The 23,696-nt window shown below is 32.6% G+C and carries 21 protein-coding genes; 6 read left to right on the top strand and 15 right to left on the bottom strand.

Features of this window, described 5'->3' with window-relative positions:
• Positions 1–4 precede the first annotated feature (4 nt).
• Genes lpxK through APR43_RS10720 form a run of 3 tightly spaced genes read right to left on the bottom strand, consistent with a single transcriptional unit; the run spans position 5 to position 1,540 of the window.
• Positions 5–1,027 (bottom strand): tetraacyldisaccharide 4'-kinase, encoded by a 1,023-nt coding sequence (gene lpxK / locus APR43_RS10730; RefSeq protein ID WP_053472414.1) that lies wholly within the window; start codon positions 1,025–1,027, stop codon positions 5–7.
• Between the two features lie 4 nt (positions 1,028–1,031).
• The gene (locus tag APR43_RS10725) at positions 1,032–1,313 is read right to left on the bottom strand and encodes a Txe/YoeB family addiction module toxin (RefSeq protein WP_053472415.1); all 282 of its coding nucleotides are present in this window, start codon (positions 1,311–1,313) and stop codon (positions 1,032–1,034) included.
• On the bottom strand, positions 1,289–1,540 hold the full coding sequence (locus APR43_RS10720; protein ID WP_053472416.1) for a DUF2683 family protein: 252 nt from the start codon (positions 1,538–1,540) through the stop codon (positions 1,289–1,291). Before APR43_RS10720 ends, APR43_RS10725 begins: the two co-directional genes overlap by 25 nt.
• A gap of 193 nt (positions 1,541–1,733) precedes the next feature.
• On the opposite strand from APR43_RS10720, the gene APR43_RS10715 reads away from it, so the two are divergent.
• From APR43_RS10715 to rluF, 5 genes are all read left to right on the top strand, one after another.
• The gene (locus tag APR43_RS10715; RefSeq protein WP_053472417.1) at positions 1,734–2,828 is read left to right on the top strand and encodes a Nif3-like dinuclear metal center hexameric protein; all 1,095 of its coding nucleotides are present in this window, start codon (positions 1,734–1,736) and stop codon (positions 2,826–2,828) included.
• Between the two features lie 3 nt (positions 2,829–2,831).
• Positions 2,832–3,611, top strand: a complete 780-nt coding sequence (locus APR43_RS10710; RefSeq protein WP_053472418.1) for a zinc ribbon domain-containing protein — start codon at positions 2,832–2,834, stop codon at positions 3,609–3,611.
• Positions 3,612–3,772: 161 nt separating this feature from the next.
• Positions 3,773–4,630 (top strand): alpha/beta fold hydrolase, encoded by an 858-nt coding sequence (locus APR43_RS10705; RefSeq protein ID WP_053472419.1) that lies wholly within the window; start codon positions 3,773–3,775, stop codon positions 4,628–4,630.
• 66 nt (positions 4,631–4,696) lie between these two features.
• Positions 4,697–5,044 carry an antibiotic biosynthesis monooxygenase family protein gene (locus APR43_RS10700; RefSeq protein WP_053472420.1) on the top strand — a complete coding sequence of 116 codons (348 nt, stop codon included), beginning with the start codon at positions 4,697–4,699 and terminating at the stop codon, positions 5,042–5,044.
• A gap of 117 nt (positions 5,045–5,161) precedes the next feature.
• Positions 5,162–5,989, top strand: a complete 828-nt coding sequence (gene rluF / locus APR43_RS10695; protein WP_053472421.1) for a 23S rRNA pseudouridine(2604) synthase RluF — start codon at positions 5,162–5,164, stop codon at positions 5,987–5,989.
• A gap of 40 nt (positions 5,990–6,029) precedes the next feature.
• Here rluF and APR43_RS10690 read toward each other — a convergent pair whose 3' ends face one another.
• The 11 genes from APR43_RS10690 to APR43_RS10640 all read right to left on the bottom strand — a co-directional run bounded on the left by APR43_RS10690 (position 6,030) and on the right by APR43_RS10640 (position 21,225).
• Positions 6,030–7,418, bottom strand: a complete 1,389-nt coding sequence (locus APR43_RS10690) for a DUF4173 domain-containing protein (RefSeq protein ID WP_053472422.1) — start codon at positions 7,416–7,418, stop codon at positions 6,030–6,032.
• A 140-nt stretch (positions 7,419–7,558) separates the two neighbouring features.
• Entirely contained in the window at positions 7,559–7,849 is a 291-nt protein-coding gene (locus APR43_RS10685; RefSeq protein WP_053472423.1) for a winged helix-turn-helix domain-containing protein, read from the bottom strand.
• Positions 7,850–7,853: 4 nt separating this feature from the next.
• Entirely contained in the window at positions 7,854–8,468 is a 615-nt protein-coding gene (locus APR43_RS10680; RefSeq protein ID WP_053472424.1) for a hypothetical protein, read from the bottom strand.
• A gap of 664 nt (positions 8,469–9,132) precedes the next feature.
• Positions 9,133–10,059: a magnesium transporter CorA family protein gene (locus APR43_RS10675; protein ID WP_053472425.1), complete on the bottom strand. Its 927-nt coding sequence runs from the start codon at positions 10,057–10,059 to the stop codon at positions 9,133–9,135.
• 91 nt (positions 10,060–10,150) lie between these two features.
• Positions 10,151–11,035 (bottom strand): bifunctional 5,10-methylenetetrahydrofolate dehydrogenase/5,10-methenyltetrahydrofolate cyclohydrolase, encoded by an 885-nt coding sequence (locus APR43_RS10670; RefSeq protein ID WP_053472426.1) that lies wholly within the window; start codon positions 11,033–11,035, stop codon positions 10,151–10,153.
• 127 nt (positions 11,036–11,162) lie between these two features.
• Positions 11,163–12,515 carry a signal recognition particle protein gene (gene ffh / locus APR43_RS10665; RefSeq protein ID WP_053472427.1) on the bottom strand — a complete coding sequence of 451 codons (1,353 nt, stop codon included), beginning with the start codon at positions 12,513–12,515 and terminating at the stop codon, positions 11,163–11,165.
• 270 nt (positions 12,516–12,785) lie between these two features.
• Positions 12,786–14,468, bottom strand: coding sequence for an MBOAT family O-acyltransferase (locus tag APR43_RS10660; RefSeq protein ID WP_053472428.1), 1,683 nt, complete (start codon positions 14,466–14,468; stop codon positions 12,786–12,788).
• Position 14,469: 1 nt separating this feature from the next.
• Positions 14,470–15,888, bottom strand: coding sequence for a GDSL-type esterase/lipase family protein (locus APR43_RS10655; RefSeq protein WP_053472429.1), 1,419 nt, complete (start codon positions 15,886–15,888; stop codon positions 14,470–14,472).
• Complete coding sequence (locus APR43_RS10650) at positions 15,881–17,362, bottom strand: SGNH/GDSL hydrolase family protein (protein ID WP_053472430.1); 1,482 nt, start codon at positions 17,360–17,362, stop codon at positions 15,881–15,883. The genes APR43_RS10655 and APR43_RS10650 overlap by 8 nt, the downstream gene beginning before the upstream one ends.
• 272 nt (positions 17,363–17,634) lie before the next feature.
• Positions 17,635–19,053, bottom strand: a complete 1,419-nt coding sequence (locus APR43_RS10645) for an HmuY family protein (RefSeq protein WP_053472431.1) — start codon at positions 19,051–19,053, stop codon at positions 17,635–17,637.
• Between the two features lie 12 nt (positions 19,054–19,065).
• Positions 19,066–21,225, bottom strand: coding sequence for a TonB-dependent receptor plug domain-containing protein (locus tag APR43_RS10640; RefSeq protein ID WP_053472432.1), 2,160 nt, complete (start codon positions 21,223–21,225; stop codon positions 19,066–19,068).
• Positions 21,226–21,327: 102 nt separating this feature from the next.
• On the opposite strand from APR43_RS10640, the gene APR43_RS10635 reads away from it, so the two are divergent.
• Positions 21,328–22,230, top strand: coding sequence for a DUF6607 family protein (locus tag APR43_RS10635; protein ID WP_053472433.1), 903 nt, complete (start codon positions 21,328–21,330; stop codon positions 22,228–22,230).
• A gap of 75 nt (positions 22,231–22,305) precedes the next feature.
• Here APR43_RS10635 and APR43_RS10630 read toward each other — a convergent pair whose 3' ends face one another.
• Complete coding sequence (locus APR43_RS10630; RefSeq protein ID WP_053472434.1) at positions 22,306–23,682, bottom strand: SusD/RagB family nutrient-binding outer membrane lipoprotein; 1,377 nt, start codon at positions 23,680–23,682, stop codon at positions 22,306–22,308.
• Positions 23,683–23,696 lie beyond the last annotated feature (14 nt).

The following is a 23,696-nucleotide window of genomic DNA, read 5'->3' as shown; positions in this document are numbered from 1 at the left end:
GATGCTAAGGTTCTAAGTTTTCTTTTATATACTGTAAAATCGAAACGTCAAAATTTTGCTGGTGATTGATGAACGTGCTTTTTATGGGCAGATAATACAATTGAGAAACCAGTTTCGAATCTTTTAAGCGAACATAATCTTTCTCGGTTGTAATAATCTTTTTTCCGTTTGCTTTGTTTTGAATAGAATCTAAATCAGCATCAGAAAAATGATGATGATCCGGGAAAGTCAAACATTCGTCATTTTCATTTTTTAAATAATCAAAAAATGGTTTTGGTTTTGCAATTCCGGCTAAAAGCAACTTTGATTCTGATTTAATTTCATCAACAGCAATCTTTTCATTTTTGCCATAAATTACAGTATCATAATCTATAAAAGTAAAGAAGATTTGCTGCGAACAATTCAGTTTTAATTTCAAACGAATTTCTTCTTGTTCTTCTTCCGATAAATTATTTGGACATTTAGTAACCACAACAATATTAGCTCTGTTGGCACCACTTCGGCTTTCTCTTAAATTTCCTGTTGGCAGCATAAAATCATCTGCATATAAATCTCCGTAAGAAGTCAGCAGGATATAAAATCCAGCTTTTACTTTTCGGTGCTGATAAGCATCATCTAATAAAATTACCTGTGGTTTATTTTTTTGAGAAAGCAATTGTGTAATTCCGTTTGTACGATTGGCATCAACTGCAACCTTAACATTTGGAAATTTTTGATAAAACTGAAAAGGTTCATCGCCTAGAATTTCAGCATTTGAAGCTGCATCTGCTAAAACAAAACCTTCCGATTTCCTTTTGTAACCCCGGCTTAAAGTCGCCACTTTATATTTATCAGCTAATAACCGAATCAAATATTCTATTTGTGGAGTTTTTCCAGTTCCGCCCACACTTAAATTTCCAACTGCAATAACCGGAATATTAAAAGAAGTTGATTTTAGAATTTCTTTGTCAAAAAGAAAATTGCGAATGCTGGTAATGAATCCGTATAGGATAGCGAAGGGAAAAAGTATTTTTCGAAGTAAGTTCATAGAATTATTTATCTGAATAATGACCCATTGCAGAAATTACAAATACGGTTACAACTTCGTCATCTACACGATAAATTAATCGATCTTTTTGATTAATTCGTCTTGACCATAATCCTGAATATTCATATTTTAATGGTTCAGGATTTCCAAAACCTTCATATGGATTCTCTGTAGGATCAATTAAAATTTTAGCAATATTTTTTATAGAAATTTTATTTCCTGATTTTTTATGTTTTTCAATATCCAGGTTTGCGACCTTAGTTACTTCAACCCTAAACTTCCCCATATATCATCTGGATTTAGCCTTGTTGTTTCGCCATTTTTAATATTTTCTTCTGCTTTTTTAACTTTTTCAACAAATTCAGAAGAATAAATGCTTCGCTCCTCATTCACTTGTCCATAATCAGTTTCAATAATCTCAATTTCCTCAAAACCTTTAAAACTATCAAACATGGCGATAAAAGCTTTCCCTATCTTAGTGCGTTCGTTTATTTTTACAGTTAGCGTTTTCATAGTTCTTGATTTAAAGACAAAGATACAAAATTAGTAATACTGGTAATATGGTCTTATTGGCATTACTAATTTTACATAACACAATATCACTAAAATATTTTAAGGTTAATACGTTTATTCGTTAATTTGTTTTAAAGTTTCAATCTGCACAATACAAGAAAACCTGAAACTTAAAACCTGAAACAAAAATTACATGAAGATCAAAGACATCATAACCGTACTAGAAGAAATGGCGCCTCTCGCCTATGCAGAAGATTTTGACAATGTAGGACTTTTAGTAGGAAATCCGGAAAACGAAAGTAACGGAGTTTTAGTTTGTCATGATGCTTTAGAAAATGTAATTGAAGAAGCCATAGCTAAAAATTGCAATCTCGTAGTTTGCTTCCATCCTATTTTATTTTCCGGAATTAAAAAAATCACAGGTAAAAACTATGTCGAGCGAGCCATTTTAAAAGCCATTAAAAATGATATTGCCATTTATGCCGTACATACCGCTTTAGACAATCATCCGCAGGGAGTTAACAACATTTTCTGTAATACCTTAGGTTTAATAAACACCAAAATTTTAATTCCAAAACAGCAATTTCTACAAAAATTAGTTACTTATACTGTTCCCGAAAATTCTGAAAAAGTTCGAAATGCTATGTTCGAAGCCGGCGCAGGAACAATAGGAAACTATGATAACTGCAGTTTTAATTCTGAAGGCTTTTTTACTTTTAAAGGAAATGAAAAAAGCAATCCAACAATTGGAGAAAAAGGAAAATTACATACCGGAACCGAAATAAAAATCGAAGTTATTTTTGAAAAACATTTACAATCCAAAGTTTTAAAAGCGCTTTTAACGAATCATATTTATGAGGAAGTGGCTTATGAAATCTACGATCTTCAAAATTCGCATCCAAATATTGGCTTAGGAATGATTGGCGAATTGGAAAATGAAATGGATGAAAAAGACTTTCTTCTGCACGTAAAAGAAATTATGATTGCCCGCGGAATTCGTCATTCTGCCTTTACAGGAAAAAAAGTAAAAAAAGTAGCTGTTCTGGGAGGTTCGGGGAGTTTTGCCATAAAAAATGCAATTCAGGCTGGAGCCGATGCTTTTTTAACTGCTGATTTAAAATATCATCAGTTTTATGAAGCAGAAAACAAGTTACTTTTAGCCGATATTGGTCATTTTGAGAGTGAACGCTATACAAAAAACTATATTGTTGATTATCTTCGAAAAAAAATTCTTAATTTTGCGATCATTTTATCGGAAGAAAATACAAATCCAGTTAAGTACTTATAGAATATGACGAATACGAAAGAATTAAGTGTTGAGGACAAGTTAAGAGCAATATATGATTTACAGCTTATTGACTCTAGAATTGACGAAATCAGAAACGTTAGAGGAGAACTTCCTTTAGAGGTTGAAGATTTAGAAGATGAAGTTGCAGGTTTGAGCACTCGTTCAGAAAAACTGAAAGGTGAACTTGAAGTGATTGAGGAGCAAATCAAAGCAAAGAAAATTGCTATTGAGGAGCATAAAGAGGTTATCAAGAAATACACAAAACAACAAGAATCAGTTCGTAACAACAGAGAATTTAATTCTTTGACAAAAGAAGTTGAATTTCAGGAATTAGAAATTCAATTGGCTGAAAAGCAAATCAAAGAAATGAAAGCTTCTATCGAGCACAAAAAAGAAGTTATTTCTAATTTAAAAGAAAAACTTGATGCTAAAAGCTCTCATTTAAAACATAAAAAATCTGAATTAGATGCTATTATGGCTGAAACTCAAAAAGAAGAAATCTTCTTATCTGAGAAATCAGCTGAATTTTCAGCTCAAATTGAAGAAAGATTATTAGCTGCTTACAACAGAATCAGAAGCAGTGTTCGTAACGGATTAGCTGTAGTTTCTATCGAAAGAGGAGCTTCTGCAGGATCTTTCTTTACGATTCCACCACAAACTCAGGTTGAAATCGCTTCAAGAAAGAAAATCATTACTGATGAGCACTCTGGAAGAATTTTAGTTGATACTCAATTAGCTGAAGAAGAAAAAGAAAAAATGGAACAATTGTTCTCAAAATTCTAAATAAACGGTCCCGATTTAATCGGGACTTTTTTTTGCAATTATTTTTTTGCCACAGATTAAAAAGATTAACACAGATTAAATTATTCTTACGCTGAATAAAATCCTTTTAATCCTTTTAATCTGTGGCAAAACATTTTTTACCTTTAGAAAAAATTTAAGTTTTGGGAATTAAAAAAGGAATTCGTTTTATTACATTAAAATCAGTTGGGTCTTATATTAACTTTTTGAGTTATGTGCGTCCGCAAAAAGCCATGGAACTTTCTTATGCTCTTTTTAGTCAGCCCCGAATTGGGAGATTAAAAAAAGAAACACTTCCAAAAGTTTTAAGAAACACCGAAACAGAAATTTTTCACCATAACGAACATCATTTTCAAACCTATATCTGGAAAGGAAATGAAACCAAAATTTTATTGGTTCACGGTTGGGAAAGCAATGCTTCTCGTTGGAAAAAAACTTTACCTCATCTACAAAAATCAGGAAGTACTATTATTGCAATTGATGCGCCCGCACACGGACAAAGCAGCGGAAAAGAATTTAATGTTCCGCTTTATACCGAATTCATCAATAAAGCGGTAGAAAAATATCAGCCAGAAATTATTATTGGACATTCTATTGGTGGTGCAGCCTGTGTTTATCATCAATATTTATTTCCGAATACGAGCATTAATAAAATGGTTATTCTTGGCGCCCCTTCAGATTTAAAAACTTTGATTGATAATTATATTTCGATGCTGAGTCTGAATTCCAAAATGCTGTCTCTTTTAGAAAATAAATTCATAAATCGTTTCAACTTTAAACTGGAAGATTTTTCAGGGCAAAAATTTGCCTCTCAATTTACTATTCCCGGTTTCATTGCACATGATACTTCTGATAAAATTGTGGCTTTCGCCGAAGGAAAAAAAATAGCAAGCAACTGGAAAAACAGTCAGTTTATTGAAACCAAAGGCTTAGGTCACGGAATGCATGATGATGAATTGTATGATAAGGTGATTGAGTTTCTTTTTGAAGGGACAAAGTAACAGAGGTTCAAAGGGACAAAGTTTTTCCAAAAATCTAAAATCTGAATTCTAAAATCTACAATTAAAATGATAGCTGTAATTTTTGAAGTTATTCCGAATGAAGGAAAAAAAGAAGAATATCTTGATATCGCCGCAAGTCTGCGCCCTGAATTAGACCATATTGAAGGTTTTATTTCTATAGAACGATTTCAGAGTTTTAGTGATCCTTCAAAGGTTTTGTCTTTATCTTTTTGGAGAGATGAAGAAAGTATTCAGCAATGGAGAAATCTTGAAATGCATCACGTTGCACAGACAAAAGGACGAAATGAGGTTCTTAAAGATTATCATTTACGAATTGCGACTGTTGTGCGCGACTACGGAATGTTTGAAAGAAAAGAAACTCCGGAAGATAGTTCGATTTTTCATGATTCTTAATAAAGATACTGAGATTCTAAGTTGCTAAGATTCTAAGTTTTTTTAGCTCAAAGCTTTTGAAAAATCTAAAATCTGAATTCTAAAATCTAAAATCATTTTTTTGCCTACTTTTGCAGTATGGAAGAAAATCTTAAACGTCTTAATAAATTTATTGGTGAAACGGGATATTGTTCTCGTCGTGAAGCCGATAAATTAATTGAAGAAGGACGTGTAACAATAAATGGCGTTGTGCCGGAAATGGGGACTAAAGTTTCTCCACATGATGAAGTACGCATAGACGGAAAGTTAATCGTGGAAAAGCACGAAAAAATGGTTTATTTGGCTTTCAACAAACCGGTTGGAATCGAATGCACCACTAACTTAGAAGTTCGAAATAATATTGTGGATTATATCAATTATCCGAAACGTATTTTCCCAATTGGAAGATTGGATAAAGCGAGTGAAGGATTGATTTTTATGACCAATGATGGTGATATCGTAAATAAGATTTTACGCGCCAGAAACAATCACGAAAAAGAATATACGGTTACAGTAAATAAACCTATTACAGATCGTTTTATACAACGAATGGGAAATGGTGTTCCAATTTTGGATACGGTTACCAAAAAATGTAAAGTAGAACAAATCAGTAAATACACTTTTAAAATAATTCTAACTCAGGGTTTAAACCGACAAATTAGAAGAATGTCTGAATATTTGGGTTATGAAGTTACCGCACTTAAACGTATTAGAATTATTAATATTTCTTTGGATGTTCCAGTTGGGCGTTACCGCGATTTAACCGATGCTGAAATTAAAGAATTAAATCAGTTAATTGAGCCTTCGAGTAAAACGGAAGAAGCGAGTTTTCCTAAAGTTGAAGCTCCAAGTCAAAGTTCGAATCGAAGAACAACATTTATTTCAAAACACGATCCCCGATTTAGAAAAAGAGGTGATAACAATTAAATAAAAGTCCCATTTGAGATTTCAAATGGGACTTTTTAATTTATTTCTTATTATCTAAAAATTCATAATACAAAGCCTTAGATAAAAAACCTGCATTTTGATAATTTGAAATTAATTCTTCTCTTACCGCTTCTGGATATTTTCCGTCTAAATTATTCTTTGAAAGATATTCTCTTCTGGCATCATCATTAAAGTTTAATCCGCTTAAAAATACTGGCTCTACTCCTTTATTTACCGAAATATTATAATTGGTTACTAAATTCCCCCAATTCACATAACTGCATAAAAGAATTGTTCCATAGAAATACCAAATCATTTGATTGAAAAGATAGGCATTAGTTTTTTGTTTCGTTATTTTTAAGAAAGAATAAACTAACCCGATAATGGCTAAAATTAAAAACGCATAAACTCCTAGACGTTTGTATGTTAAACCATAGAAAGAAACATATTCTGAGTTTTTAACAATGGCGCTTACAATTAAAACTACATTTAATACAATCCATACTTTTGCCAGTTTTTTTAGTGTTGTTGCTTTTTCATCAAAGTTAAAACCTCCTTTAAAGTAAAATAAGATTACACCAACTGCCATCAAAATTGAAAATATAACTGCATTTACTCGTTCGTGTGTATCGGCGCTTAGGTTTGTTTTTTCGACTACTTCAAAAAATTGTTCGTAATTATATGTTCCAATGAAAATTAGAAGCATAATATTTAACATAAATAATGTGATTACTCCGCTCTTTCTTTCAAAATCCAAATCTAAAAATGAGAATGTACTTTGATTTTTTACTTCAGAAATGTTAGTGAATTCATTGTTTAATTTTGGGTTGAACTGATAAGAAATATCCGGAACCCAGTAATTCCAAAAACTGAATGAGATATAAAATCCTAAAATACACATAGCTATTAATTGAGGCAGATTAATATCTAATGTATAATCAGTAAACAATGAAGAGAAATGATTGCTTCCGAATGAGTAAACGATAAAAAATAATCCAAGAAATATTACCGGAATAATTACAAACGCTACTAGTTTCTTAGCAAAGTCGTTGTGAATTTTTCGTTCAGGAAGCCATTGGCTAAATATAAAAATACGTCCTATTGTAGTGATTCCGTTTAGGAATATTAAAGGAAAAATCTGAACGATTTTAAGTTCTCCATCCTGCGTTTTAAATTGTAAAAACAGAATTGATAATGCTAAAGCAAAAAATGATGCAGCGTCTCCATACCACGCAAAGGCAAAACAAGATAAAATAGAAGTCATAACAAGAACAAGATGTGATCTGTTTACAAACTTTTCCTGAAAGAAATAACTAATTAACAGAGTAAGTATCACTCCAAAAATAGAGATATTGATTCCCACAGATTCATTGTAAAAAAGCAGTATAAAAACCGCTGTACAAGCTAAAATAATTTGATGTTTTTTCATTTTTGTAGATTTTTATTTGTTATTGGTCAAAAATGTAATTGCCTTATCTTCTAATTGTAAAAACACTATCGGCAATTTCATGATTTCAATTTTTAAAAGTACTTTGTAATTCAAAGTTTTTAGGTAAAAAAATATAGTTATTACGATTTCATTAATTTTTCGAGATAAGAAAGGTGCTCTTTAAACGCTGCGCGGCCTAGCGGCGTTACCTGATAAGATGTTTTTGGTTTTTTACCAACAAATTCTTTCTTAACTTCGATGTATTCAGATTTCTCCAACGCAGAGGAATGACTTGCTAAATTACCATCGGTGATATTTAAAAGTGTTTTCATCTCGGTAAAATCTACCCAGTCGTTAACCATCAGAACGGACATAATACCCAGTCTGACACGGCTTTCAAAATCTTTATTTAGTTTATCAATAATTCCCATTGGGTTATTTGTATTTTTTGAACATCACCAATCCATATGCGATATGCAGGATACCAAATCCTAAGATCCAAAATATTAAACCATATCCAATATAAAAAAGCGAAATACATCCCAGCAAAAGTTCAGAAAAGCCTAAATATTTTATATCTGAAAATGTATATTTTTCGGCATTGATAACGGCTAGTCCGTAAAATAATAAAGTAGACGGCGCTACTAAACCGTAATATCCGTGATATATTAATGCTAAACAAAATATTCCTCCTGCTGCAAGTGGAACCGCCAGATTAAACAACATATTTTTTGTGGCAGAAGTCCAAATTGGCAAATTGTATTTTTTACTTTTTCTAACGGTAAAAAAGGTTCCGAATACAAATGCACAAATTAAAATTATTACGCCTATCCATATTAATTCTGAAACTAAGCTGCCCGATAATATTATATGCTCATCAGTGAAATATTCTATTCCATTTACTTTAAAAAGCTGATAGACATATAATCCGCCTATTAATGCCGAAAGTCCCGCGAAAACTCCTGAAAGTCCGCTTAACGATATAAATCTTGAAGAACGCTCCATCATGGAACGAATATGTGCTAAATCTTCTTGGTGCTTTTGATTCATAATTAAAGTACTTTGCGTTACAAAGTTATTATTTATTTTGAATTGACAAATAAAAAATTGTGTTTTTATTTTAAATTATTTGCAGACGTAAAAATGAATTGCGATTCATAGGGATGAAATGTGTAATCCCTACGGGATATTTTATTACGGGGATACTATTTATACTACCGATATATAACTCCTAACGGAGTATTCTGCAGAGATGAAATATTAAATGGGATTTCTAGGCATCTATTTTTTTAGCTACCGATATATAACTCCTAACAGAGTATTCTTCAGGGATTGTATTAAATACAGATTATTGCTATTCATTTTTCATTCACAACTATTTATAACTCCTAACCAATTATTTCGGAGAGATTAAATATCGGTAGCTAAAAATCATTTACGACAATTTTTTGTCCCGTAGGGACTACACATTTAATTAATATTTAATAATCATATCGTTTTGCAAGTCTTGCAGGAGCGGGATTTGTTGTTACCTGAGTGCTGCGTGAGGGATAGAAGCAGGCTACCGAAGTAGCGCGGATAGCCCGACCATGTTTGCAAAAAGGCGCGCAATAAACGAAAAGATTGGAGCGCCTTTTTGCAAACATGGTCACGCCCAAAGTATAAAAACGAAAAAGCCTATTCGTAAGGAACAGGCTTTTATTTTCATTTATAATTAAAACCATCTTCTTCGCTTAAAAAGGAATACACCAACGGCTGAAAGTACGATTGAAATTGAAAGAAGAATCCAAATTCCGTATTTGATTTCTTCGAGACCGTTTGGAACATTCATACCATATAAACTGGCAATCAATGTTGGTATCATCAAAATAATCGAAATAGAAGTCATTTGTTTCATGATATTATTCATGTTGTTCGAAATTACAGAAGCATAGGAATCAACCATTCTTGTCAAAATATCACTGTAAATATTTGCTGTATCTTGCGCCTGGCTTAACTCAATTTCAACATCTTCGACCAAATCTGTGTCGTAGTTTTGTGTTTGTATTTTTAAGTTTTTAATGCGATGAAATAAAACATCATTTCCTTTTAAGGACGTTATAAAAAAGACAAGACATTTTTCAATTTGAAGCAATGTTTGCAGTTCTTCATTTTTAATTGACTTTTCTAAATTATCTTCTGCTACTTTAATCTTTTGATTGATTTGTTTAAGATATTTTAAATACCAAACGCTTGATGAGAGTAAAAGCCTTAAAACCAAACAAAAATTATCATTGATCTGGATATGTTTTTTTTGTGAATAAATCACAAGGTCACAAATAATTTCTGTTCTATAAAAGCTGATTGTTACTTTGATATCATCTTTGAAAACGAATCCTAAAGGTATGGTCTGAAATGGTAATTTGATATCGTTTCTTTTTATAGGAACGCGCAAAACTACTAATGTCCATCCATCTTCTGTTTCGATACGGGGTCTTTCGTCAATATCTTCAATATCATTATAAAAGGCTTCCGGAATTTGAAGTTCTTCTAATAAATATTTTTTTTCTTCTAAAGTTGGTGATTCTACATTAATCCAACAATTCGAACTCCATTCAGGAATTTCAAATAATCCGTCATTACTTTTATAAAATGTTTTCATTTCAAATTCCGAATATTTTTATATCATGTTGTAAAACCAAAAAGCCCATCTTTAGTAGATGGACTTTCTGTATTTTTCATTCTTTTTTGGCTTATTTTTTTGCACTTCTCATTTTGCGTGCTAAAAGGGTGTTTTTTAACAGCATAGCTATTGTCATTGGTCCTACTCCACCAGGAACTGGTGTAATAAATGAGGCTTTTTTACTTACGCCGTCAAAATCAACGTCACCTTTTATAACGTAACCTTTTGGGTTTGATGCGTCATCTACGCGAGTAATTCCAACGTCGATGATCGTTACTCCATCTTTTACCATATCAGCTTTTAAAAATTCAGGAACACCTAAAGCTGTAATAATAATGTCAGCATTTTTAGTGTATTCTTCTAAGTTTTTAGTACGGCTGTGTGTTAAGGTAACTGTCGAATCTCCCGGGTTTCCTTTACGGCTCATTAAAATACTCATTGGTCGGCCTACAATGTGGCTTCTTCCAATTACAACGGTATGTTTTCCTGAAGTTTCTACTTTGTAACGCTCTAACAATTCCATAATTCCGAATGGTGTTGCCGGAATAAAGCTTTCCATTTCCAATGCCATTCTTCCAAAGTTAGTCGGATGAAATCCGTCTACGTCTTTATCTGGATCGATTGCCAATAATATTTTTTGCTCGTCGATATGTTTTGGTAAAGGAAGCTGTACGATATATCCGTCCAGATTATCGTCTTCGTTTAGTTCTTTAATTTTAGCAAGCAGTTCATCTTCGGTAATCGTTTCCGGCAGACTTACTAAAGTTGAATCAAATCCGATTTCCTGACATGATTTTACTTTACTTCCTACGTAAGTTAAACTTGCTCCGTTTGTTCCAACTAAAACGGCTGCTAAATGAGGTACTTTTCCTCCGGCTGCTTTTATGGATTGAACTTCGGCTGCAATTTCGTTTTTAATGTCGTTAGATGTTTTTTTACCGTCTAGTAGTTGCATTGTTTTTGTTTCAGGTTTAAAGTTTCATGTTTCACGTTACTTGCGAAGCTTAAATATTTATGTAATTAAAAAAGTTTCAAGTTTTGGTCTCTTAACTTGAAACCTGAAACTTGAAACTTTTATTATTTTATCTCGGCATTCCTCCTGGCATTCCTTTCATGCCTCCCATCATTTTCATCAGGTTTTTTCCGCCCGGACCTTGCATCATTTTCATCATCTTGCTCATTTGGTCAAACTGCTTCATTAACTGATTTACCTGCTCGACTTTCGTTCCGGAACCTTTTGCGATTCTGGCTTTTCTTTTTACGTCGATTATGGCCGGTTTGCTTCTTTCTCCCGGTGTCATGGAGTGAATGATTGCTTCAATATGTTTAAAAGCATCATCTTCTATTTCTACATCTTTCATGGCTTTTGAAGCTCCTGGTATCATTCCTACCAAGTCTTTCATATTACCCATTTTCTTTACTTGCTGAATCTGCGTTAGGAAATCATCAAAACCGAATTCGTTTTTAGCGATTTTCTTTTGAAGTTTTCTTGCTTCTTCTTCGTCAAATTGTTCCTGAGCTCTTTCTACAAGAGACACAACGTCTCCCATACCTAAAATACGCTCAGCCATACGATCCGGATAGAAAACATCAATTGCTTCCATTTTCTCTCCCGTACCCACAAATTTGATTGGTTTGTTTACAACCGATTTAATCGAGATTGCTGCTCCACCACGAGTATCTCCATCTAATTTCGTTAAGATAACTCCATCAAAATTTAAGATATCGTTGAAAGCTTTTGCTGTGTTTACAGCATCTTGTCCTGTCATAGAGTCGACAACGAACAATGTTTCTTGTGGCTGAATTGCTTTGTGTACACGTGCAATTTCGTCCATCATTTCCTGATCTACTGCTAAACGTCCTGCAGTATCGACAATAACTACATTGAAACCGTTTGCTTTTGCGTGTTTGATAGCGTTTTGTGCAATCTCAACAGGATTTTTATTTTCTGGTTCTGAGTAAACCTCAACACCTATTTGATCTCCTACAACATGTAACTGATTGATCGCCGCCGGACGGTAGATATCACACGCTACAAGAAGTGGTTTTTTATTTTTCTTCGTTTTTAAAAAATTGGCTAATTTTCCTGAGAAAGTAGTTTTACCAGAACCCTGAAGTCCAGACATTAAAATAATGCTTGGATTTCCAGATAAATTAATTCCGGCAACATCACCTCCCATTAATTCTGTCAGCTCATCTTTTACCAGCTTCACCAATAATTGTCCTGGCTGAAGCGTTGTTAAAACGTCCTGACCAATTGCTTTTTCTTTTACTTTGGTTGTAAAATCTTTAGCAATTTTAAAGTTAACATCGGCATCAAGTAAGGCACGACGAACTTCTTTTAAGGTATCGGCAACGTTTACTTCTGTAATTTTACCGTGTCCTTTTAATATATGGAACGCTTTATCTAACTTATCACTTAAATTATCAAACATACTATTTTCTTTATTTGAAGTGCAAAGATAATCTAATTAGATATTTCAGGCAATTTTTATTTATGTGCAATTTTTTGCCACGAAGGCACAAAGACACAAAGTTTATTTTGTTTTTTCTTGTCAAGGCGTCATTTTTTTCTTTCTCGCAGATTTAGCAGATAGGCAGATTATTTTTTAGATAGAATATGAAAAAAATCTGCTAAATCTGCGAGAGTAAAAAAAGCGCAAAGAATAAAAATCTTTGCGCCTTAGTGTCTTTGTGGCTATATTTTAAAATTGGAAATATATGAACGGTTGTGAACCGGCAACTGCTGTTGCGTAAACGATCCAGTAAACGAAGCCCAGAATTATTGCTTTTATTAGTAATGGTGTTTTATCGAAAACCAATTTCATTTTGTCAGTAATAACTTCTGGTAAAAAATGCCAAACATATCCGAATAACATTAATAAGAACACGTTTTTATATCCTAAAACAATTGCTTTCCAGTTTTGTGGTTCGAAAGTTAACTGACCAATATTATTGATTACCTGCAAGGCTGTTTCGAAATCTCTGGCGCGGAAAAAGATCCAGCAGAAAACTACAAAATGGAATGTAATTAGAATCGAGAAAAATCTCCATAAGAAATTACTTTTTCCGTCTTTTTTAGAAGGAAAAAATTCAAGGAAAATTTTGTGAACCGCTAAAGCTAATCCGTGTAAAGCTCCCCAAACAATAAATTGCGCTCCTGCTCCGTGCCACAATCCGCCTAAAAGCATTGTGGTGAAAAGATTTAGATTGGTTACTAAAGTTTGTTTTCTTTTGCTGGAAAGCAGAAATGATAAACAAAATAGCGCAATCGAAATTGAAGCAATAATCAACGGAATTATACTTGTATTGTAACTTGTGATTCCCCAAAGCAATAATCCGAAGAAGAATAAACTTGGGAATAAGAATCCGGCAAATGAACCTTCTCTGTTTCCACCAATCGAAATGTATAAGAAATCTTTTAACCAGGTTGAAAGCGAAATGTGCCATCTTCTCCAGAAATCTGTAATCGAAGTTGATTTATATGGCGTTCTAAAGTTGGCTGGTAATTTGAATCCTAATAATAAAGCAATACCGATTGCCATATCTGAATATCCTGAAAAGTCGCAATAAATCTGGATGGCATATCCGTAAGATGCCATTAAATTTTCGAATGAAGTGTAATTTAAAGGCGTATCAAAAACGCGATCTACAAAGTTTATGGAGATATAATTTGAAATTACCGTTTTTTTAATTAATCCGCCAATAATCAAAAACAAGGCATTGTTTACATCTTGTCTTGTTAAGTTTAGTTTTTGATAAATCTGCGGCAGAAAATCTTTTGCGCGCACGATTGGCCCGGCAACTAACTGTGGGAAAAACGAAACGAAAAATAAATATTCAATGTAGTTTTTCGTTGGTTTAATTTCTTCACGGTAAATCTCGATAATGTAACTCATCGATTGGAAAGTGTAAAATGAAATTCCGACCGGAAGGAAAATATCATGAAATTTAAAATGTCCGTTGAACATATCGTTATATGTTCCAATCATGAAATTCATGTACTTGAAATACCCTAATAATCCCAAATTCAGGATTACACTAATTACCAAATATACTTTCTTGGTAGCGACTTTTGTTTCTTTATAGATAATTTGGCTCAAGCCATAATCTACAACTGAAGAAAGTAATAACAGCAAAAAGTAAATTCCGCTTGACTTATAATAAAAGAAAAGCGAGAAGAGAATAACGTACGTTAATCTTAAATAAAATGTTTTGCGTAAAAAGCCGTACACAAAATAAAAAACGAGAAATAATCCTAAGAATAAACCTGTATTAAATAATAGTTTTTCGTCTGGATTATAAACAAACCAGCTTTTAACTTGTTCTATTGTAATTGCACCAAAATTTTGGACGAACCAATTATTGATGTTATCTATTGTTATCAACTTACTTCTTTAATTTAAAATTATCGTATGCTTTTAAAAATGCCTCTGAAAACAAATTTCCTTGTTTTTCGTATCCTTTTTTAGAATAATGAACCCAATCAGGACCAATTAATTTTGCCGATTTTAGATTTCGAATTCCTTCCATTCCGCCAAATTCATCATATAAATCCCAAACGGCAAAACCATCAGTTTGTGCGATTTCAATAATTTGCTTGGTGTAATCTTGAATGAATGTATTCGGTCTTTTTCTAAGCAGAGACGGCGGCGGTGTCATTACAATTATTGGAACATTTATATTCTGCGCTTTTAAGTTGCTTATAAATTCTCTTAACTGTTTGATGTAATTTCCTGATTCCAGTTTCTCATAACTTTCATTTGTTCCGAGTGAAAATACCAACATATCTGGATGCAAAGCTTTTAACTGCTCAAAAAACAACGGATATTTATTATAATCTGAATATTTTGCTCCGTTTACTCCAATGCCGCTGTAGATTAATCCCGGCGCATCTTTTTCTAAAACAATTCCGTTTAGTTCAAATTTTGAAGCTTTTTTATTCGGAATCAAATAAATCTTATCTAACGCTTTTTCTGAATTATAATAATGTGAATACGAATCAGATTCCATGTTTAAAGAAACATATTCAGATGTTTTTATATTTCTGGATTGTGTTTCGTTTGTCGGAATTCTTAATATTCTTCCTGCACGAATGTTATTTGATTTTAGCGAATTTGCTCTTTTTATTTCGGCAATCGAAACATTATATTTATCTGCAATTACAGAGATTGCTTCTCCTTTTTTAATTTTATGCTTGATTATTTTAGGTTCTGCTGTTTCAATAAATTTGGTTTGAGATGCTGTTGACAAATCAAACATGTCTTCATTTTGAGGTGTTATTATTTTTATTGAATTGAACTTATATACCGGATCTTTAATATTCAGTTCTAAAACAAATCCGCCGGAATCTCTCCAAAGTCCAATTCCACTTAAACCAACAGGATAATTTCTAACCGGATAAATATTTCGATAGGTTTCCCAAACTCTGTTGCAGCGAAAACGCTCGTTGTAAGATCCGTTTGTTTTAGCCAATTGGTACGGAAAAACTAATCCGCGGCCGGCATTTCCAAATTTTCTTTGCAGATTTTTCCTGATTTCATTGGTCATTAAATCTCCCTGAATGTGAGAATCTCCAATATGAACAATATTTATTTTTTGATTGTTATCGCTTTCATTGTCTTTTAATTTCTTAAAAAAACTTTCTAAAGCTTTCACATTGTAAATATTATTTCCGTTGAAAGATTCAACTGTTGTTGAATCGACTTTACTAACCATATTTTTAGTTATTGGAGGTGAAACTGGATTTTGCGGTTTATCATTTGTTGAGAAAAACAGACAACAAAAGAAAATAATAAGTTTATTCATTTACGCTATCTTTTTCTACAGAGACGGAATCTGCTTTGGGTTTTCTAATCGCTTTAGGTCTAACGCCTGTTTCACGTTTTTGACGTAAAATTTTATATTGTTCGTATCCGTTATTTAACTGACTGTATAACAAATTACCAATTGCTTTTGCGCCTCTTTGGTTAAAATGTGTGTAATCTTTATTGGCTTTTGCAGGAGATTCATCTACCCATTTTACCATCGATCCGTCACCCCCCATTAAGGTATATAAATTTACAAATCCTGATTCGGTTTCTAAAGCATACTTTTTCTGTGCTTTCATTAAAGGAACAACTGCAGAATCAGTTTTCATTTCTAAATCATATTTAGTCGATTTATCTGCTGTTGAAACAATTAAAATAGAAACTCCCGGAAATGATTCTTTTATTTTATTTACCGTTTTTGTCATTCCTTTTTCGTACCAGAAATAGTTTTTGGTTCCGTAATTCAATACGTTAGTTCCGTAGTGAAGTACGATTAAATCGTATTTCAGGTTATTATCAAAGGCTTGCATTACGCTGGCATCAAACATAGAAATTGGCAGTCCTGAATTTCCTCTTTGAGAGAAATTATCAACGTGAACACCAATTCCGTTATCAAAATTAAATCCGTAAATTGGAATTGAATCGGCATGAATAAAGTTTGCTTTGAAAGCTTTTATACTTCCCGAAGTAACTTTTAAAGTGTTTACCAAATTGTTTGGAGTAAGACTTTTTTTCAAGGTATCTTTTCCGATAATGAAATTTACGTTTCCTCTTTTAGATGATCTCCCATAAAATAAGGTTGGATTATCTAAAGTTGTTGTATGTTTTGGAAGTCCTGCTTCATATTGAACCCAGGTTGGGTTTGTCTGGTCATTTGCAAAAAACACATGTCCGTTTACACCAAAAGGGCTTGCAGGTCTTTTTACATTTAAATATGATTGTGTTTTCCAGTTTTTAGAATAGGTGGCTTTAACAGAACCTCTTGACGCTGCAGATTCTGAAGTTATGGATACGAAACCAACTCCGTTCCCGCCAAAACGGTCCTGATAATTGTTACGCACATCCTGAACAATTAAATCTCCATCGGTCATAGAATCTCCGTAATAAGCAATTCTAACATGCCTTTGCGGATTCTGTTCTAATTGATATAATTTTTCGTAAAAAGAAATCAGATATTGATATCCTTTGTAATTATCGAAGGTTTCTGATGGGAATTCAATTCCTTCTGAAGCATCGTAAACAATTTTCTGCTGGCCTAATTTACGCTCGCTTTCTTCGATGCTGTCGCTTTTTAAGGACAATGAATCTTTTGCTACTGACTCCAGAAGCAGGCTGTCTATAAGTACATTTTTGGGATCTACTTTACTATCAGAAAAAATTTTATCTGGTAAGATTTGTTTAAAACCAATAAAAGCAATAAATGCTAATGCTACAATTGCAAAAGACTGAAAGAAATATGACTTAGTATTCACTTAATTAAATAAATTTAAAAGAAACAACTACGAAAATTAAAAATTATTGTAAAATTCCTATTAATTCGCAATATGTAAATGTAGACAAAGATAGAATTAAACATTCATTTTTAATAATAAAGAAATAAAAAAAAGAGGTTAGATAAATCTAACCTCTAAATCAAAAAAAAATAAAAAAAACAAAGCTAATGATTAACTAAATTTTTGATGCTGAAACATCATAAACTAGAATGAAATAATCTTTATATTTTTTTTAGATTCTTCATTATCAATTATTTTAAGATAGCGTATTGAAATTTAGGGAAACCTCTTTCACCTGTTGCGCTAGCTCCACCAGTAAATTTCAATTTATAAATATTTCCTGCAGGATCTTTAACTACGAAGAAACGATCCGTTTTTAATACAAATTGAGAAACAGGAATTCCATCAGCACCTACTGCACTTGTACTTCTCCAGTTTGAACCAATATTTCTTTGGTCTTCTGTAAATTTAGCATTATCAACATTTGCTAATGTAAATGCATCATATGTAAAAGCAGTTGTAAGTACCTGGTATGCTTTTGCACCACCTTTTAAGTTACTCAATACAAAATCCGGGTAATAGTAAGGTGTAGGTGTAGCGCCTGGAATTATATTTGTAAATGTTGTAAAGTTAAGATCCCATTGTGCTTTTTGGGGCTCAACATCAACTGTTTTCTTGTCTAATAAACTAAAGAATGTAAAGTTGAATGCCGCATTTTTAGACACTATAACTTCGCTATGAGTTGTTGCAGCAATATCAGCGTATTGAACTTTATAATCGTTTCCACTTTTCAAAACTCTGATTTTTTTCCATCCTCTTGAAGTTCCTCCAGCAGATCCTTCAGATCCTGAAGCAGGTGTAGTTGTTGAAGGATTACTTCCCATATTGATTAAGTAAACTTTGTTTTCAGAATCTGTAGCAGAAACTTCAGCAATAGCAGTTGTTTTAGTAAAATCTCCAGTTGGATCATCAATTTGACTTGCATTTCCTTGTCCTTGAGAAATAATCATGGTCTCATCAGCTACCTGAACTTCATCAATGTTTGAAGTTGCTAATACTTTAGCTGCCATTTTTAAAGAGCTGTTTAATACTACTCTAAATTTATCTCCTGAATAGAATCCTAAATCCCAAGATGTTCTAACAACTTTTGTCATAGTTCCGCTGCTCAAATCAACATAAACTTGATTTGGCTGTAAAGAACCTCCAACTTCCGGAGACAAAGCACTTCCTAAAGAAGCAGTTTCTGTAAAGTTTACCTGGATAGATTTGTTTTCAGCAATTGTAGTATTGATAGTAGCACTTACAATTGTAAAAACAACTTTTTTAGTTTTATTTTCACCTTCAACAGCATCTTTTAATTTGTTAAAAGTAAAACTTACAGAAGAAACATTTTGTCCAAAAGGAACTACTACCGTTTTTGCTGTAGCAGCTGGTAAAGTTGTAAAATCTGTACCACTAACAACATCCGTTTCAACAAATGATAATGTTACAGTTCCCGCAGCAGCTGTAGGAGTAGCAAATTTTATTTCGATTGGAGTTGCTGCAGCAGTTAAGTTAACTGAAGTTGCTGCAAAAGCAATTGAATTTACAACAGGTGCATCATCGTCACTATTACAAGCTGTAAAAGCAAGTAAAACGAAAGAAAGGATTAAAATAAAGTTTTTTTTCATGGTATTTATATATTAATTAAAATTTAGGTTATACGTAAGTTTAAGAAAATAGGAGCGCCCATATCCCAACAGCAAATCTGAACTTCCAGAAGCATGAGCTCCTCCTCCAGCGGAACCTCCTCCATTTTGAATCGTCTGCACACTTGTAATGTCAAATAAGTTTCTAGCTCCAACAGTTACTTCAAATTGATTCTTAAAGAATAATTTACGAATAGAGGCATCCATCCAGCTATAAGGTTTTATTTGACTTAAAAAGAATTTAGTACTTCCATCTGTATCTGTTCCTGCTACAAATTGTTGTTGTTCTCCATTATATTTATAGAACAAAGCAATCAAAGTATTCCATTTAGGTATGTTGTATGAAATGTTGGAATTTAAACGTAATGAATACAAGAATTTATCATCTGAAGTTACATTCACAGCTGCTAAATCTAATTTTCGAGAGATTCCAACTAAAGCAGCACCAACTTGAACGTTCCAATTTTTATAAGAATATTGTTCTGTGGTTGAAACATTCCACATTTTATATTTATTGATATTTACATATCTGTAATTTTGAGTGGGAGTTGCCTGAGTCATTACCAAATCAATTCTATCATCCACATCCATATAAGTTACCGCCAGATTATTTGCTATCTGAGCTCCTGAATTGAGAAGACAAGATCTTTTAAAACTCAATTCATAAGAAGTACTTTGCTCTGGAACTAAGTCCGGATTACCTTGAAGATTATGATTTGAATCTACAAAATAGGTGTATAATTCATCAAAATTTGGTGTACGATAAGCTTTTCCAACTGAAGCTCTAGCTTCTAAACCTTTTTTAAATAGATATCTTAAACCTAAAGAACTTGCATATTGATTGTCAAAATACGATTGAAAAGAATAGCGAATTCCTGGACGAATAGAGAATTTGTCTGTCAAATTAATTTCGGCTACCGTAAAAATGTCGTAATTTTCGAATTTCCTTCTAATATCTGTCAACTGCTGGTTATCATCTTTAAAGGTTCCGGCCGTTGCATCATAAAACCCATTTTCATTTGTTATCTCATATCCCAATTGAAAATCAACTTTTTTACTATCAAAGAAATTACTTAAAGTTCCTGTAGAATAAAAGACTTCTTTAGACTGATAGGTTTGTCTCTGATTATCAAATTCATTTCCTGTATCAATTTGATAATTGAATTTCTCTACATCACGTTCTTGTTTTTGTTCAGAAACTGAGATGTTATAATTTAATTTAGAGAAAAGTTTTCCGTTAGAATTTAAGTGATGAAAATAACGGTTGGTAATATAACGTCTGTCATTTGCAAAATAAGTCTCTGGAAAAGGATAATTATCCTGAGGAATTAAGATTGGATTGTAATAATGAACATTTTCTCCGTAGTAATCAAATTTGTAGAAAATCTTAAAGTCATTTTTTTGATAACCTAAAATTGCATTTCCTACCAATTGTTGTTTTGGCAGCTGCGTATACCCTCTTAAGCCATCGTTTAAATCGTAATCTTTACCTTCTCTATTATCAAAATATCCTGCAAAGTCATTACGATTTCCTCCAACATTTATAAACCAATTTTCATTAAAATTGTGTGCTATTTTAGCTGACTGAATATGGCGGCCTTTGTCAAACAAAGCATATTCCTTACCAACGGTTTCTTCCTGAACAGTTGCTGCTATCTGCCATTTATATCCACCTCCTTTTTTGGTTATGATATTTAAAACACCACTGACAGCATTTGCTCCATGTGTAACTCCCATTGAACCTTCAATAATTTCGATACGCTCAACATCATCAAGGTTTACCTGAGTTAAATCGACATTTGTCCCCATTCCAGTATCACTTACTAAAGGAATATTGTCAACTAAAATTTTAAAATATTGTGAATCCAGACCAAACATTGAGACTGTTGAACGTCCATCTTCTCCACTAGTTTTAATAGTAATATTTAAATATTGATTTAAAACATCCGAAAGGTTATTTGCGGCCAATTGTTTTATAGTCTCTTTTGAAATCACTCGAACATTAAATACTGATTTCTTTATTGATTGCGGTTCTAATTGCCCTGTAACAACCACTTCAGATAGTTTTTCTTGAGACGCAATAGTATCTTTTTGCTGTGCAAATAAGATTTGACAGAAAGTTAATACAGCAAAAAGGGATAGTTTTATTTTCATTATTTTTATTCAGTCTTAATAATCGATGCAAATATATAACTATTTTTAATTGTTCTAAATAAAATTTATATATTTGCAAAAATTAAAAACAAATAATAAGTTATGATTTCAAAAAGCCTTTATTTATCAGCCATTATGGCTTTGACATGTGGTCTTGGTTTTAGTCAGGACAAGAAACAACAAGACATAAAATCAATTAAATCTATGTGTGGTTGTTATGAAGTGAAGTTCAACTTTGCAGAAACTTTTCAATATGCTAAAGATTCGGCTACATACAAACCTTCACAGACTAAACATGAATCTGCTTTAGAATGGGTAGAATTGTTAGAAGATACTCCAAACAAAATAGTTATGCAGCACTTATTAATCGTAAGTGATGATATGATTATCAAACACTGGAGACAAGATTGGTTATTTGAAAACACAGACTTATATTCTTTTGATAAAGGAACATCCTGGAAATATAAAAAACTGGACAAGAAAGCTGTTAAAGGACAGTGGACTCAAAAAGTATATCAGGTAGATGACAGTCCAAGATATGAAGGATCTTCAACTTGGGTACATGTTGACGGACAAGATTACTGGTCTAATGTTGCTGATGCGCCGCTTCCAAGAAGAGAGCAGACAAAACGTAATGACTATAATGTTTTAAAAAGAAGAAACATTCATGAAATCACCGCTACAGGATGGAATCATGAGCAGGATAATGATAAACTTATCCGTGACGATGCTGGAAAAGATGTTTTGTTAGCGCAGGAAAAAGGGTTTGATGTTTATACTAAAGTTCCAGACATCAAATGTATTGCTGCTCAAAAATGGTGGAAAGAAAACAATGCGCTTTGGAAAAATGTTCGTGACAAATGGCAGACTCTTTTCGACAGACATAAAGACTTAAACTTAGAAGCTAAGGTTGATAGAAAAGCGCTTTATTCTCTTTTGTTTGATTTAAAACCAACTGCAACAAAAGCAGAATCTGATGCAATTATCGACAAGTTCGTAAAATAAAAAATGTTTGTGTTAGTTGTAAAAAAGCCGGTAATTTTAAGATTACCGGCTTTTTTTACTCTATACTAAAATTGGTTAATTTTTATCCCACCAAACATTAGTCGTTACATTACTAACTACTGTAGCATTTGGATTATATTGTCTTTCATCTGATGGAGTTGGAAGTCTTACAGGAATAATCTTTGTCTGTGAAGACTGGTTTGGAACTAATACAGGAAATCCAGTTCTTCTATAGTCATTATAAGGTTCCATAGTTAAGAAAAGAGCCAGATATTTTTGCCGAATAATAGTTTCTAAATTTACCGTTGTAGTTACAGCAGATAAAAATTCTGTTTTTGCAGTACTGCCTGTAATTTTTAGTACCGAAGCAGCAACAGCTTGTTGTAATGCTGGTTTTGCATCTTGTCCTAATCTAAACTTCGCCTCAGCTTCAATAAATTTAGCTTCAGCATAGGTAACAATACCGATTGAAGATGTTTCATCTGCAAATGCCAAACCAATATAGGAGGATGAAGTTGTATCTAAATCATCTGCAGCATTACCAGTATAATTACCATTTTTATCTTTTGCAATTGCAAATGACAATCTTGGATCGTTAGAGTCTTTTAAGGAATTAACAAAATAAGCTCCTGTCTTAAGATAATTTACCCGGCTTTCATTAAAAGCATACCATTGATTAAGCCCATTTGAAGTACCTGGGAAAAAAGTATTTGCATCATTATTATTTGAACTCATTCCTGAAGCCACAACATATTCTAATGCTTTTTGAGCTGCCTGCGTATCAACTTCTGTTAATCTTAATGAATATCTTGCTTTTAAAACATAAGCAATTTGAATCCATTTTTTTGTATCTCCATTAAAGATATAATCATCTTTAGCTGGGACAGAAAGATTATTTGAAACAGGTTTTTGCAGGTTTAAAATCGCTTCATCAAGAATTGCTTGCAGCCTTTGATAAATTTCTTCCTGAGTATTGTATTTAGGAGTTCTATTTCCTTGATCAGCCTTAAAAGCTTCATCATATGGAACGTCTCCCCAAAGATCAGTTGCATATCCTAAATTTATAGCCGTTAATATCTGTCCCATACCTGTATAATATGGATACTCAGGTGCAAAATCACGTGTTAAGATATGACCATTCATCAAAGTTGTGCCATATAAAGTATTCCATTCGTTATTAACATCTTGCTCACTAATAAAATAACGCTGAATATCTCCCAATTGACCTATACTAGTTCCTGCAAGATGCTGATCAAAAATATTAGAAGTTCTAATTAAACCTGATGTATGTGTTGAAAAAGTCGAAACTTCCATCGCGGCTAATAATAAACTTGGATTGCTTGACATAGGATCATTTGGGTTTTCATTAAAATGATCCAATTCAGATTGACAACTTGAAAGCATCCCGACGCTTAAAGCTGTCAAGATTAAACTTTTTATATATTTTTTCATTTCTTTTAAATTTA

It is taken from the genome of Flavobacterium sp. NLM, assembly GCF_002210235.1.
GTDB classification, from domain to species: domain Bacteria; phylum Bacteroidota; class Bacteroidia; order Flavobacteriales; family Flavobacteriaceae; genus Flavobacterium; species Flavobacterium panici.
Note: the sequence above shows the minus strand (reverse complement) of the source record. Positions and strands in the feature narration are given on the sequence as shown.